Origin of the sequence: Arthrobacter sp. ok909 (assembly GCF_900104405.1) — a bacterium.
Taxonomy (GTDB): Bacteria; Actinomycetota; Actinomycetes; order Actinomycetales; family Micrococcaceae; genus Arthrobacter; species Arthrobacter humicola.
This window is the reverse complement of the sequence record NZ_FNJS01000055.1, coordinates 1-12,873: the sequence shown is the minus strand read 5'-3', so window position 1 is coordinate 12,873 and position 12,873 is coordinate 1. Positions and strand designations below refer to the sequence as shown.

13 protein-coding genes and 1 tRNA gene are annotated in these 12,873 nt (G+C 67.4%); 12 read left to right on the top strand and 2 right to left on the bottom strand.

Annotation, left to right across the window (positions count from 1 at the left end):
* Positions 1 to 529 precede the first annotated feature (529 nt).
* The 8 genes from BLR03_RS23130 (at position 530) to BLR03_RS23095 (ending at position 6,568) form a co-directional block, all read left to right on the top strand.
* Positions 530 to 949 carry a DUF3052 domain-containing protein gene (locus BLR03_RS23130; protein WP_091256835.1) on the top strand — a complete coding sequence of 140 codons (420 nt, stop codon included), beginning with the start codon at positions 530 to 532 and terminating at the stop codon, positions 947 to 949.
* Between the two features lie 41 nt (positions 950 to 990).
* Positions 991 to 1,473: a peroxiredoxin gene (locus BLR03_RS23125; protein ID WP_091256838.1), complete on the top strand. Its 483-nt coding sequence runs from the start codon at positions 991 to 993 to the stop codon at positions 1,471 to 1,473.
* A 4-nt stretch (positions 1,474 to 1,477) separates the two neighbouring features.
* A complete protein-coding gene (locus BLR03_RS23120) occupies positions 1,478 to 2,410 on the top strand; it encodes an NAD-dependent protein deacetylase (protein WP_091256834.1) in 933 nt (310 codons plus the stop codon).
* A 92-nt stretch (positions 2,411 to 2,502) separates the two neighbouring features.
* A tRNA-Val gene (locus BLR03_RS23115) sits at positions 2,503 to 2,575 on the top strand.
* A 143-nt stretch (positions 2,576 to 2,718) separates the two neighbouring features.
* Positions 2,719 to 2,997, top strand: a complete 279-nt coding sequence (locus BLR03_RS23110) for a hypothetical protein (RefSeq protein ID WP_091256832.1) — start codon at positions 2,719 to 2,721, stop codon at positions 2,995 to 2,997.
* Positions 2,998 to 3,242: 245 nt separating this feature from the next.
* On the top strand, positions 3,243 to 4,073 hold the full coding sequence (locus tag BLR03_RS23105; RefSeq protein ID WP_091256830.1) for a fumarylacetoacetate hydrolase family protein: 831 nt from the start codon (positions 3,243 to 3,245) through the stop codon (positions 4,071 to 4,073).
* 173 nt (positions 4,074 to 4,246) lie between these two features.
* On the top strand, positions 4,247 to 5,044 hold the full coding sequence (locus tag BLR03_RS23100) for an IclR family transcriptional regulator (RefSeq protein ID WP_091256828.1): 798 nt from the start codon (positions 4,247 to 4,249) through the stop codon (positions 5,042 to 5,044).
* 174 nt (positions 5,045 to 5,218) lie between these two features.
* Positions 5,219 to 6,568: an MFS transporter gene (locus tag BLR03_RS23095; RefSeq protein WP_091256837.1), complete on the top strand. Its 1,350-nt coding sequence runs from the start codon at positions 5,219 to 5,221 to the stop codon at positions 6,566 to 6,568.
* A 304-nt stretch (positions 6,569 to 6,872) separates the two neighbouring features.
* Here the strand turns inward: BLR03_RS23095 and BLR03_RS23090 are convergent, their stop codons facing one another.
* The gene (locus BLR03_RS23090) at positions 6,873 to 7,937 is read right to left on the bottom strand and encodes a D-2-hydroxyacid dehydrogenase (protein ID WP_091256827.1); all 1,065 of its coding nucleotides are present in this window, start codon (positions 7,935 to 7,937) and stop codon (positions 6,873 to 6,875) included.
* A gap of 62 nt (positions 7,938 to 7,999) precedes the next feature.
* Between BLR03_RS23090 and BLR03_RS23085 the strand changes: the two genes are divergently transcribed.
* The 3 genes from BLR03_RS23085 to BLR03_RS23075 are packed head-to-tail and all read left to right on the top strand — an operon-like array spanning position 8,000 to position 10,801.
* A complete protein-coding gene (locus tag BLR03_RS23085; protein ID WP_091256825.1) occupies positions 8,000 to 8,953 on the top strand; it encodes an NAD(P)-dependent oxidoreductase in 954 nt (317 codons plus the stop codon).
* Positions 8,954 to 8,966: 13 nt separating this feature from the next.
* Entirely contained in the window at positions 8,967 to 9,737 is a 771-nt protein-coding gene (locus BLR03_RS23080) for an SDR family oxidoreductase (RefSeq protein ID WP_091256823.1), read from the top strand.
* On the top strand, positions 9,737 to 10,801 hold the full coding sequence (locus tag BLR03_RS23075) for an L-idonate 5-dehydrogenase (RefSeq protein ID WP_091256821.1): 1,065 nt from the start codon (positions 9,737 to 9,739) through the stop codon (positions 10,799 to 10,801). Before BLR03_RS23080 ends, BLR03_RS23075 begins: the two co-directional genes overlap by 1 nt.
* A 76-nt stretch (positions 10,802 to 10,877) precedes the next feature.
* On the opposite strand, the gene BLR03_RS23070 is transcribed toward BLR03_RS23075, so the two are convergent.
* Positions 10,878 to 11,606: a FadR/GntR family transcriptional regulator gene (locus tag BLR03_RS23070; protein ID WP_091256819.1), complete on the bottom strand. Its 729-nt coding sequence runs from the start codon at positions 11,604 to 11,606 to the stop codon at positions 10,878 to 10,880.
* Positions 11,607 to 11,869: 263 nt separating this feature from the next.
* Here BLR03_RS23070 and gndA point away from each other — a divergent pair.
* The coding region (gene gndA, locus BLR03_RS23065) for an NADP-dependent phosphogluconate dehydrogenase (protein ID WP_091256818.1) at positions 11,870 to 12,873 on the top strand (1,004 nt) is incomplete at its 3' end.

Below are 12,873 nucleotides of genomic sequence, written 5' to 3'. Positions count from 1 at the left end.
CAGCCACTCGGCGGTCTCTTCCGGATCACGATCAGGCAGCTGGTTTGTCAACCCGCTGAGGATATGGGAGGTATCTTCTCCTGCAGCCACGTCCAACCTCTCTTTGAGCGCATCCATCGGCACCCTCAGCTCCGGGCAGGGTGACTGCCTGGCGTGAACGCGACGTGTGCGACATATCGGTTACAACAGCCCGGTCGTATGCGCCGGGCAAGGTCCAATCACGGTACGCCTGCCTGTGTCATCAGTGGGGCGGTTGCCCGCACAGGCGTAGTCGTCATCAGCCACTCTAGCCGTGCGAGTTGACGGATGCGTAGCCGCCGCATGGACCCCCCGACGTATTTCACGGGCATACTGGTTGTGTGACCGCGGGCTGCCTGTCAGCCTTCGGATCGCCCTGTGTGACGCAGAATATGGCGGATCGCGGGGCCAACAGCTTGAAGCGAAGGCTCAAAGGGTGTTGGCTTGGAGTAATGGAAATCACTAGTGCCATTGAAAACATGAAGCAATTCACAAAGCATAGGAGCAACACGTGAGCGAGGCCGACGCCGCCACTTCGGTAAATGTGGCGGAGAAACTGGGTTTCAAAGACGGGGACCTGATTCAGGAATTCGGTTATGACGACGACGTCGACTTCGACTTGCGTGACGACATCGAAGATCTCACGGGCTCGGAACTCCTCGATGAGGACGATCACGAAGTGGTCGATGCCGCCATCCTGTGGTGGCGGGCCGGTGACGGCGACCTCGTTGACACCCTGGTCGATTCGCTGACCACCCTCACCGAGGGCGGCGTCGTGTGGGTCCTGACCCCGAAGTCCGGGCGGGTCGGCTACGTTTCGCCCGCCGACATCCAGGACGCCGCACCCACTGCGGGACTCCACTACACCACCTCGGCCGGCGTCTCCAAGGACTGGAGCGCCACCCGGCTGGTCACTCGGAAGAACAAGTGACCCAAGCGGTCCAGAACGACGACGCCCGGCCGGCCGGCGCCGTGACTCCCGTTCCCGGCGGGGTGCCCGCCATCGGCGATCCGGCACCGGACTTTGAGCTCGCCAATCAGTTCGGCGAGCCGGTCCGCCTCTCGGATTTCCGGGGCCGCAACGTCGTCGTGGTCTTCTATCCCTTCGCTTTCTCCGGCATCTGCACCGGTGAACTGTGCGAAATCCGGGACAACTTGGCGCTGTTCGAGGATGCCGACGCCGCAGTGCTGGCTGTTTCGGTGGACAGCAAGTTCGCCCAGCGGGCCTACGCCGAAAAAGAAGGCTACGGTTTCGACCTGCTCGCCGACTTCTGGCCGCACGGCGCCGTGGCCTCGGCCTACGGCGTGTTCGACCCCGAAAGCGGCATGGCACTGCGAGGCACCTTCATCATCGACGCCGCGGGCGTTGTCCGCTACGTCGTCGTCAACCCCCGAGGCCAGGCCCGGGACCTTGCTGAATACCGGGCCGCCCTGGCGGGGCTCGGCGGGAGCTGATCCGGTGAGGCAGCGGCGCCCCGGGATCGGCATGACTGGTTTTGCCAGCCTCCCGCCGGTCACGGCCGCCGCGACCTCGGCCGAACTCCAGCGGGACGAGCTCGAGGTCCTGCAGGACATCCACGGTCTTCTCGCCGGGGGCCGGTTCGCCGTGCTGACCGGCGCCGGCCTGAGCACCGATTCCGGCATCCCGGACTACCGGGGCCCCGGCGCTGCCCCGAGGGCGCCCATGACCTACCAGGAATTCATCGGCGAGGCGGAAAACCGGCAGCGCTACTGGGCCCGCAACCACATCGGCTGGTCGCACCTGCGCCGCGCGGACCCCAACGACGGCCATGCCGCCGTCGCCCGGCTGGAGCACCGCGGACTGCTCACCGGACTCATCACCCAGAACGTCGACCGTCTCCACGAAGACGCTGGCAGCGTCAACGTCGTGGACCTGCACGGCCGCTTCGACCAGGTGGTGTGCCTCGACTGCCACCGGCGGTACAGCCGCCGGCTCCTGGCCGGGGTCCTCGAGGAACTCAACCCGGGATTCCTGGAACGCGCCCACGCCGCCGGGGCGATTGAAATGGCCCCCGATGCCGACGCCACGGTCGAGGACTCGGGGCTGATCGAATCCTTCGTCGTTGCCCGCTGTCCCGCCTGCGGGGGCACCTTGAAGCCGGACTTCGTCTACTTCGGTGAGAACGTGCCCAAAGACCGGGTGGAGCGCTCGTACGCCATGGTCGACGCGGCCCGGGCGCTCCTGGTGGCAGGCTCGTCCCTTACCGTCATGAGCGGCCTGCGATTTGTCCGGCACGCCGCCAAACAGGGCAAAGTCGTCGTCATCATCAACCGGGGAGCCACCCGCGGCGACGACCTCGCCACCATCAAGCTCGACGCAGGCGTCAGCGGGGCCCTGACCTGGCTTGCCGCTGAGCTGCCCACGCTCTAGGGCAGGGGTCGGACCGATTGGCGCTTGGCCGCTGGCATCCTGTACAGTAGCTGTTCGTTGGTTGAAGCGCTGAGGCGCGGACGCCGCGGTTTGGGTCTTTAGCTCAGCTGGTAGAGCGCCACGTTTACACCGTGGATGTCATCGGTTCGATCCCGGTAGGACCCACAACAGAAAACCCCGTCATGCCGGACCAGTTGGTCGGCAATGGCGGGGTTTTGCAGTTCCCGACCGCCGGGCGAGCCCACTTTCCGTCCGGGCCCCCGAAAATGTCCGGGCTCCCCCCTAATGTGACGGGCATGGAGCATGTGATGGTGAAAACAGGCCCGGACGGGCGGCCCCAGGCCGTGCTGCGCGGAGGCCGGGAATGGTTGATCGGGGCCGAACCGGTCCGCTGGTTCGAACGGGTCAACTGGTGGGAGGCCGAGCGCCGCATGCCGAAGGGACTGAGCCGGGTGGACGTCGAGGTCTGGCAGATCCAGGCACGGCTTGGCCGCAACCGGCAATCTGCCCTCACCACCATGGAAATCGTCCGGGACGGCCTCGGCGGCGGCTGGCGGCTGCGGGAGGCGGTTGCGGACGCCGCATAGGCCGGCGGCCCCTAACCCGGTCATTGGGAAAAACCGGGCATTGGAAAAGCCTTCCACCGCGACTATTGGGGGATGCCGCGGTGGAAGGCTTGTTATGAATATACAGTGAACATTTGGAAATGTGAAACACGAGGACAGGATTCGGGCCGGCAGAAATACACCAGTCGATGGCCTAATCCGGGTCCGCAGTGGCCGGGATGTCGGCGTGGAGCCGCAGGGTACCCGCGGAGACCTAGGATGTGTTCATGACCGCCACGACCGCCCGCCGCATCGCCCGAGTCCGCCCCCTTTCCCCTGTTGCCGAGGACGAGCATTTCTTTGTCGCCAACGACGCTGCGGACTTTTACAGCGACGCCGGCAAGGTCTGGACGGTGACCGGGACCCCCTTCCCGGGCTCTCCGGCCAACGCCGGCAGCCGGCCCCGCAGCGGGTGGGACATCGGCGCGACGGTCCATGAAGGGGAATTCACCTTCCTCGCGCCAAGCATTCCGGCCAACGTCCTGGGCATGGCGCACAATACCGGCCGCGCCAGCCGTGACCTGCCTCCGCAGGCCTTCCACAAGGCGGCGACCAGCGTGGTGGGTCCGGGCGACGCCATCGAACTCAGGCCCGGGGTGGGCCGTGTCGAGCCGGAAGCGGAGCTGGCAATCGTCGTCGGGAGCAGGGTCCGGGGGCTGACTCCCGGCCACGCAAGGACCGCGGTTCTGGGGTACACCATCGGAAACGACGTCTCGGCCAGGGACCTGCAGCAAACCGACGAGCTGTGGATCAGTGCCAAGAGCCAGGACACATTCACGCCCGCCGGCCCCTGGATCGTCACGGATCTGACCGGTGATGACCTGGAAATCGGCATCCGGCACAACGGCGTGGAGCTCAAGACGGCCAGCTCTGCCGATCTCGGCTGGAAGGTGGAGGAAATCCTCGCCTACATCACCTCCTTCATGACGCTGCACCCGGGGGACCTGGTGCTCACGGGCTTCCCGGCCGAGGCCGCCCCGATCGTTCCCGGCGATACCGTCAGCTGCCACATTGCCGGCGTCGGCGAGCTCACGAATCCCGTGGCGGCCGCCGGCTGACGCACCGGCGGACCCCGACGAAAACAGCCGCCACGGCGGCCGGGCGCAGCGTAGAGCCGGTTCCTTCAGGTCCCGACCGGGGACTCCAGACATTATGATGATTACTGTTCAGCTGACTGGACGGCATTCGAATGAGTGGCGCGGCGACTGCGCGCGATACCTGAAGGAGAATCATGGCCGATTCCCGAGTTTCCCGAACCTCCGACGGATTGGGGAGCGCATCACCGGCACCGGCCGTCACCCGCGCCGCCGCCGTGCTGGAGGCCTTGGCCGCATCTGCGACCGGGCGACTCACGCTGAGCGATCTGGCCCGGGAGCTGGGAATCCCGAAGTCCTCAACGTCCAATCTGCTGCTCGCCCTCGAGGAGGCCAGGCTGATCAACCGCCAGGGCGCGGAATTCACGCTCGGACGCAAACTGGTGGAGCTGGGTGCGGCCTACCTCAGCCGCCTGGATGAGGTGCAGGAGTTCTACCGGTTCTGCGAACAGGCTCCGACGCTTTCGGGGGAGACCGTCCGCATCGCCATGCTCGACGGAACAAACGTCATCTACCTGGCCCGCTATGAAGGCCACCCCGCGGTGCGCCTGACGTCCAACATCGGCGACAAGATGCCCGTGTCCCTCTGCGCCGTGGGCAAGGCCCTGATGGCGCGCCTGCACGACCACGACGTCGACGAGATGTTCCCGGACGACGCCGAACTGCCGGTCCTGACGCCGAAATCGCTGCGTACGGGAGCCGAACTCAAGGCCCAGCTCGCCGTCATCCGGGAGCAGGGCTACGCCTTTGAAGACGAAGAGTCCACCACCGGCGTCGTGTGCCTGGCCGTGGCCGTCCCGACGCGCGGTGCGCACGGCCCCAGCCTGGGCCTCTCTGTCACAGCGTTGAAGGCGACTTACTCGGAAGAGCAGGGCGCCATGATGGTGAAGGAACTCAAGGACCTCGCCCGGTCCCTCGGGAATCCCATGGGCTAACCCGGCTGCACAGGGCCGCATAGGGCTCCGCAGGGCCGGCAGGAATAAATCCGATTACTCATTGGCTAGCCGATCACCATGCTGTACGCTGTTCAGCATGGTGATCGACTCTTCGGGAGTTGCTCACATCCCACCAGGCCAACGGGGGTCTGGAGTGTTCTTGAGGGAGTGCTTGTGACAACTAGTACTAATACACCGCTTGCTGAAGCGGACGGCGCCGTCGTCGATCCGGACCAGCTGCGACGGGCAACGCTTGCCAGCTCCGTGGGCTCCGCCCTGGAGTACTACGACTTCTACATCTACGGCCTGGCCTCGGCCCTGATCTTCGGCCCGCTCTTCTTCAAGCCGCTCGGCGAAGACGGAGCCCTGATCGCATCGTTCGCGACCTATGGCGTCGGTTTTGCGGCCCGGCCGTTTGGCGGCATGGTCTTCGGCTACATCGGGGACCGGTTCGGCCGCAAAATGGTCCTCATCCTCACGATCGCCTTGATGGGGTCCGCCAGCTTTGCCATCGGCCTGCTGCCGACCTACGAGCAGGCAGGCATGCTGGGCGCCGTTCTCCTGGTGACGCTGCGCATCCTCCAGGGACTGGGCGCCGGCGCCGAACAGGCCGGCGCAACCACGTTGATTTCCGAGGTCGCACCGCGCCGCCGTCGCGGCTTCTTCGCCTCGCTCCCGTTCGTCGGCATCCAGCTGGGCACCCTGCTCGGCGCCGGGACGTTTGCGCTCATTGCCATGGCGGACAAAGCCGTCCTGGAAGGCTGGCTGTGGCGCGTGCCCTTCCTGGCCAGCGCCCTTCTTATCGTGGTGGCCATTTTCATCCGGCTGCGGCTGAAGGAAACGCCGGTCTTCCAGGAACTGGAAAAGCACAAGAATGTGGTCAAGAACCCCATCGGCCAGCTCTGGAAGCACTCCAAGAAGAATGTGCTGATCGGCATCGGCCTGCGGATGGGGGAGAACGGGAATTCCTCGATCTACTCCGCCTTGCTCATCGCGTTCCTGGCGTCCAAGGACGGCGTGTTCCCGGGAGACAAGTTCATCGGCCCGGTGGGCCTGCTCATCGCCGCCGGCTTCGCAGCCGTCATGGTGATCACGTTCGGCGCGCTGTCCGACCGGTTCGGCCGCGTGCCCGTCTACCGCTACGGCGCGCTGTTCCAGGCCGCCATCGCGCTGCCCGCGTTCTACCTCGTGACCCTGGGCAATGTCACCCTCGTGTGGATTGTGATGGTGGTGGGCATCGCGCTCGGTGTCCAGTCCATGCTCGGCCCGCAGTGCCCGATGCTGCCGGAACTCTTCGGCTCGCAGTACCGCTTCACCGGCGTGGCCATGAGCCGTGAGCTCTCCGCCGTGCTGGCCGGCGGGCTCGTTCCGCTGGTGGGCGCCGCGCTGCTGGCCGCCACCGATCACTCCTGGCTCGTGCTCGCCGTCTACTCGCTGGTGCTGGCGCTGATCTCCTTCGTCACCACCTTCTTCACGCCGGAAACCGTGGGACGCGACCTCCTGCTGATCGAGGATGCGCGCTAGGCATTCCCGCGTCCTAATCAGCACGCAGTCCTCAGGACGCCAGGCCGCGGTCCCTTCCAATCCGGGAAGGGGCCGCGGCCGTTTCTGCGACACGGCACGTGCCGCGCGACGCGCAAAATGCCCGGCGCTACCGGGATACCCGCGTCGATGGGCAATGTGCGCGTCGCCGAGCAGGATGCCGCGTCGACGGGCCATATTCGCATCGCAGAGCAGGACGTCGGTCACCGCGGCCGCCATGCACCAACGCAAACGGCGGCCCCTCCGTTTCCGGAGAGGCCGCCCCTTGCGATACGCGGGTCTGGCTTTAGTAGAAGTGCACCGTGTCCACGAGGTGGGGGAGTTCGCCGCCGTCGAGGTGGGTGCGCAGGTTGCTGCAGAAGCGCTCGGCGATGAGCCGGTTCTCGGCTGCGCTGAGGGCCGAGGTGTGCGGGGAGACCATCACCTTGGGGTGGGTCCACAGCGGGCTGTCCTGCGGGAGCGGCTCCACGGCAAACACGTCGAGGCAGGCGTAGGAGACCTGGCCGTTGCCGAGCGCCTCGAGGAGCGCCTCTTCATCCACCACGGTGCCGCGGCCCACGTTGATGAAGACCGTTCCGGGCTTCATGGCCGCGAAGGCCTCCCGGCCAAAGAGCTTCTCCGTGTACGGTGTGCCGGGAAGGGTGTTGACCACGGCGTCGGCCGTGCCCAGGAGGCCGGCGAGGCCGTCGTTGTCCGTGACCTCCTCGATGCCGTCGATCTTCTCCACGGTCCGCTTGGTCCCGCTGACGCGCATGCCCAGGGCGCGCGCGATCCGCGCCGTCTCGAGCCCGATCTCGCCCAGTCCGGTGACCACGAGGCGGGAGCCGTTGACCAGGCGCGTGGGGGTGCGGAGCTCGGGCCAGAGCTTGGCCGCCTGGTCCTGCGCCAGTTCCGCGCTCCGCTTGAAGCCGTTGAGGATGCCGAGCGCGGCGAACTCGGCCAGCGGCAGGGCGTGGACCCCGGCGGAGGTGGTGACCTTGAACTTCTGCAGCGTCGCGGCGTCCAGGCCCGACGCCTTCACGGCGCCGCCGGCCCCGGCCGCCATGGCATGGATCCACTCCAGGCGGGGATTGCTGCCGGCGATCCGGGCAAGGCCCGCCGGGCTCTCGTTGGGGAACCCGTACAGGACCTCGGCCTTGTTGAGCATGTCCCAGTAGCGCTCCTCCTGCTCCGGCGTCCGGCGGAAGTCCGGATCGCCGGAGTGGTCCGCGGGAAAGCGTTCCGGCGGCAGGAGTTCGGGTTCGTAGAGGACGGTCACGGAAGGATCTACGGCGCGGATGCGTTCCACAAGCTCTGCTTCGAGCGGGACGGCGATTGCGACGGTGGTTTTGGTCGTCATGGTGTTCATCATACTGAATGGAGGCTAGGATACTGAACAGATTTGGAAGATTAACCACGACGGAGTGAGGAAATATGGAACTGGACCGAAAGGAAGCCGGGTTTGTCGGCCTCGGGCTGATGGGTGCTCCGATGGCCGCGAACCTCCTGAAGGCGGGCTGGGGCGTCAGCGCCTGGAACCGCTCACCTGCGGCGCTGGACGCGTTCGAGGCTCTCGGCGGATCCCGCGTGGCCAGCGTGGACGAGCTCCGCGACATGCCGGTCATTATCTTCATGCTTCCGGACCTGTCCTACATCGAGGAGTCGGCCGCGGCCCTCCTGGCGGGCTGGGCAGCCGAACCGCCCGCCGCCGGAACCGTCGTCGTCGTCATGAGCAGCGTCTCCCCGTCAGCGGTCAGGGAATTCGGCGCTCGGGTCGCCGGGGCCAGCGGAGGCCGCGCCGTTGTCGTCGATGCTCCCGTCAGCGGCGGCACCAAAGGTGCCGTGGACGGAACCCTCGCCATCATGGCAGGCGCAAGCGAGGACGACTTCCGGCGGCTCCTGCCACTCTTCGACGCGATCGGCGGCACCGTGCGGCGCTTGGGACCGCTGGGCTCCGGCTCGCTCGCCAAGGCGTGCAACCAGCTGATCGTGGGAACCACGACGGCGGCGCTCGCCGAGGCAGCGGAGCTCGCCGAACGCTCCGGCATGGACGTGCACGCCCTGTACGAGGTGCTCGCCGGCGGCCTGGCCGGCAGCCGGGTCCTGGAGATCGTCGGACCCCGGCTCGCCGCGAAGGACTATGAGCCCACCGGACCCGCCAAATTCATGCACAAGGATCTGTCCTTCGTGCTCGAAAGCGCCGCCGCCGCCGGCGCCGCAGCACCGATCGCGGCTGCCGGCGTGGAGCTCTACTCGGAGCTCAAGCGCCAGGGCCTGGGGGACCGGGACCTCGCCGTCGTGCGGCAAGCCATCGCCAACCTCGGCGACGCCACACGTGGCAACACCAGCGACAACACCAGCAACAACCCGGCAGCAAAGACCGATTGAGGATCAGCGAACCATGAGTGGACTTTTTGACCTGACAGGCCGGACCGCACTGGTCACCGGCTCCAGCCGCGGGATCGGCAATGCCCTGGCCCGTGCCCTGGCTGACGCGGGCGCCACGGTGGTGCTCAACGGCATCAACACCGAGCGGCTCAAGGACGCCGAGGCGGCGATGGCCTCGGACTACCCGCCGGGGCGGGTGCACAGTTGCGCGTTCGACGTCACGAGCGACGCCGAGGCCGCCAGGGGTGTCGCCTGGGTGGAGGAGAACGTCGGACCGCTGGAGATCCTGGTGAACAACGCCGGCATCCAGCACCGCGTCCCGATGCTCGAACTCGACGTCGCGGACTGGGAGCGGGTGATCTCCACGGACCTGACCAGCGCCTTCCTCGTCGGGCGTGAGGCGGCCCGGCACATGATTCCCCGCGGCCGGGGCAAGATCATCAACATCTGTTCGGTCCAGACCGACCTCGCCCGGCCCACCATTGCCCCGTACATTGCGGCCAAGGGCGGGCTGCGGAACCTGACCCGGGCCATGACCGCGGAATGGGCCGGATCCGGGCTGCAGATCAACGGGATCGCGCCGGGTTACATCCACACCGAGATGACCCAGAACCTGGTGGACGACGAGGCCTTCAACGCCTGGATCCTGGGCCGGACCCCGGCCCACCGGTGGGGGACCGTGCAGGACCTGGCCGGACCCGCGGTGTGGCTGGCGTCCGAGGGCTCCAACTTCGTCAACGGCCAGACCATCTTCATCGACGGCGGAATGACGGTGGTGGTCTGATGCGCGGCGCTGCAGAACTCCCGGCCGCGGCCCCGGCGGTGGTGGCCCACGCGGCAGGCGACCTGAGGATCGACGACGTGCCGCTGGCGGCGCCTGCCGCGGACGAGGCCGTCGTCGAAGTGATGTACGGCGGCATTTGTGGCTCCGATCTGCACTACTGGATGCACGGCGCCGCGGGGGAGTCCGTGCTCAAGGCTCCCCTGATCCTGGGCCACGAGATCGTGGGAACTGTGATCCGGGCCGCCGGGGACGGTTCGGGGCCCGCCGCGGGCACCGCCGTCGCGGTGCATCCGGCGACCCCCGGTCCGGGGGCGGCGCGGTATCCGGCGGACCGCCCCAATCTCTCCCCGGGCTGCACCTATCTCGGCAGCGCAGCACGCTATCCGCACACCGACGGCGCGTTCAGCCGGTATGTGAACCTGCCGGCGCGGATGCTCCGGGCGCTGCCGGCGGGCCTTGACCTGCGCACGGCGGCGCTGATCGAGCCTGCCAGCGTCGCCTGGCACGCCGTCTCCCGCACCGGCGATGTGGCTGGCAAGACCGCGCTGGTGATCGGCAGCGGCCCCATCGGGGCCCTGGCGGTCGCCGTCCTCAAACGCGCCGGCGCAGGCCGGATCATCGCCGTCGACATGCACGACCGGCCGCTGGAAATAGCCCGTGCCGTGGGAGCGGACGTGGTCCTCAAGGGCGACGACGCCGGGGCGATCGCCGCCGTGGAGGCGGACATCGTGATCGAGTCCTCGGGCAGCCACCAGGGCCTCGCCTCGGCCATCCGGGGCGCAACCCGCGGCGGTCGCGTCGTGATGGTAGGCCTACTGCCCTCCGGTCCGCAGCCCGTCCTGATCTCCCTGGCCATCACGCGCGAGCTGGAGCTGGTGGGCTCGTTCCGCTTCAACGACGAAATTGATGAGGTCATCGGTGCGCTTGCCGACGGATCGCTGGCGGTGGACCCGGTGGTCACGCACACCTTCACGCTGGACCGCGGACTGGAAGCGTTCGAGGTGGCCAGGAACTCCGCCGAATCCGGCAAGGTACTGCTCGACTTCCGGCCGTCCCCGGCGTGAGGGGCGCCGCAAAGGTTTCCGCAGCGGCCGCTAAGCCGGCGATCCTAGGGGCATTGGGGCTCCTAGGAGCGCCGCCTCAGTGGCGCTCAACGGGCACAAACACCCGCGGCTGGTTCTTCCAGCTGGGCTCCATCTCCGCGATCGTCTCCCGCATGATCCGGTCCGAGGCCTCGCGCGCGGCGGCGGTGTCCCCGGCCGCGATGGCCTCGGCGACGTCCACATGCCACTGCAGCGCAGTCTCCCGCGGGTGGTCCGGCATCAGGCCGTGGACGGTGCGGCCGGTCAGGGTTTCGGTCACCTGGCCCACCATGTTGGCGAACATCTCGTTGCCGGAGCCGGTCAGCAACAGGGAATGGAACAGGATGTCCAGCTCCAGGAACCGGGGCACGTCCCCGGCCTGCCCGGCGTCGCGCATGGCGTGGGAGATCTCTACGAGTTCCTGGCGGAGCTCCTGGGGGGCATTGGCCGCTGCGAGCTCGGCAGCCACGGGCTCGACGGCGGTACGGAGCTCGGCCAGGGAGCGCAGCTGCGCGCCGCGGCCCTCGCCGGCCAGGCGCCAGCGGATCACGAGCGGATCGAACGGGTTCCACCGGCTGGAGGGCAGGACCCGGATGCCGACGCGCTTGATGGTCTCCACCAAGCCCAGGGACTGGAGGACCCGGACCGCCTCCCGGACCACCGAGCGGGAAACCTTGAGTTCCTCCTCAAGGTGCTCGGCAAGCATGACGTGCCCGGGCGGAAGCTCGCCCGCTACAATCCGGGTCCCGAGGTGCTCAATGGCACGATGGTGGAGGCTGGTTGACATAGTCGTAAGCATAATGCCGCGGGCCGCATCCTGGCCGGGCGGCGGGCCGGGCGCCGGGGATCATAGACTGTTTGTGACGCTCAGTGTTCCGCTACGTGGGCGCTGCTTTCCCGCAACCCGCGGAAATACATATGGTTTATAGACAGCCACTGAACCTCAAGCGCGGGATCCGCCCCATGCGGCACGACCTGCCCGAGTCCTACATGAACGTCGTACCGGAATCGCCGTACGTACGTGGTGTACAGAAATGAATTGGAGTTTTGATGTCAGCACACATCGGTGTCACCGGCCTCGCGGTGATGGGGGCCAACCTCGCACGCAACCTGGCCCGGAACGGCTTCACCGTTGCCCTGCACAACCGGTCCGTGGAAAAGACGGACGCGCTGCTCGCCAAGCACGGTGACGAGGGCGACTTCGTCCGCACCGAAACGCTGCAGGAACTGGTGGACTCCCTGGAGAAGCCGCGCCGGGTCCTGATCATGGTCAAGGCCGGCAAGCCGGTGGACTCCGTGATCGAACAGCTCGAACCGCTGCTGGAACCCGGTGACATCATCATTGACGCCGGCAACTCGCACTACGAGGACACCCGCCGCCGCGAGGCAGCCCTGGCCAAGAAGGACCTGCACTTCGTCGGCATCGGCGTCTCCGGCGGTGAAGAGGGCGCCCTGAACGGCCCCTCGATCATGCCGGGCGGTTCCAAGGAGTCCTACGACGCCCTCGGCCCGCTGCTGGAAAAGATCGCCGCCCACGTCGACGGCAAGCCCTGCTGCGCCTGGATCGGCACCGACGGCGCCGGCCACTTCGTCAAGATGGTCCACAACGGCATCGAATACGCCGACATGCAGGTCATCGGCGAGGCCTTCGACCTCCTGCGCTCCGGCGCCGGAATCGAACCGGCCGACCAGGCCAAGATCTTCGAAGAGTGGAACAAGGGCGACCTCGCCTCCTTCCTGATCGAAATCTCCGCCGAGGTCCTCGGCCACGTGGACGCCAAGACCGGCAAGCCGTTCGTGGACGTCGTGGTGGATGCCGCCGGCCAGAAGGGCACCGGCCGCTGGACCGTCATCTCCGCGCTCGAGCTCGGATCCCCGACCTCGGGCATCGCCGAGTCCGTGTTCGCCCGGGCCCTGTCCTCCCAGTCCGAGCAGCGCGCCCTGGCCCAGGAACTGCTCGCCGGCGGCGAGGCCGCCGTCGAGGTCCCCGAGAGCTTTGTCGAGGACGTACGCCAGGCGCTCTACGCCTCCAAGCTGGTCTCCTACGCGCAGGG

Excerpts from the sequence above, each read along its gene's own strand:
- BLR03_RS23110 (WP_091256832.1), top strand. The coding sequence starts at position 2,719 with ATGGTGAAAACAGGCCCGGACGGGCGGCCCCAGGCCGTGCTGCGCGGA.
- BLR03_RS23105 (WP_091256830.1), top strand. The coding sequence starts at position 3,243 with ATGACCGCCACGACCGCCCGCCGCATCGCCCGAGTCCGCCCCCTTTCC.
- BLR03_RS23085 (WP_091256825.1), top strand. The coding sequence starts at position 8,000 with ATGGAACTGGACCGAAAGGAAGCCGGGTTTGTCGGCCTCGGGCTGATG.
- BLR03_RS23070 (WP_091256819.1), bottom strand. The coding sequence starts at position 11,606 with ATGTCAACCAGCCTCCACCATCGTGCCATTGAGCACCTCGGGACCCGG.
- BLR03_RS23100 (WP_091256828.1), top strand. The coding sequence starts at position 4,247 with ATGGCCGATTCCCGAGTTTCCCGAACCTCCGACGGATTGGGGAGCGCA.
- BLR03_RS23080 (WP_091256823.1), top strand. The coding sequence starts at position 8,967 with ATGAGTGGACTTTTTGACCTGACAGGCCGGACCGCACTGGTCACCGGC.
- BLR03_RS23090 (WP_091256827.1), bottom strand. The coding sequence starts at position 7,937 with ATGATGAACACCATGACGACCAAAACCACCGTCGCAATCGCCGTCCCG.
- BLR03_RS23075 (WP_091256821.1), top strand. The coding sequence starts at position 9,737 with ATGCGCGGCGCTGCAGAACTCCCGGCCGCGGCCCCGGCGGTGGTGGCC.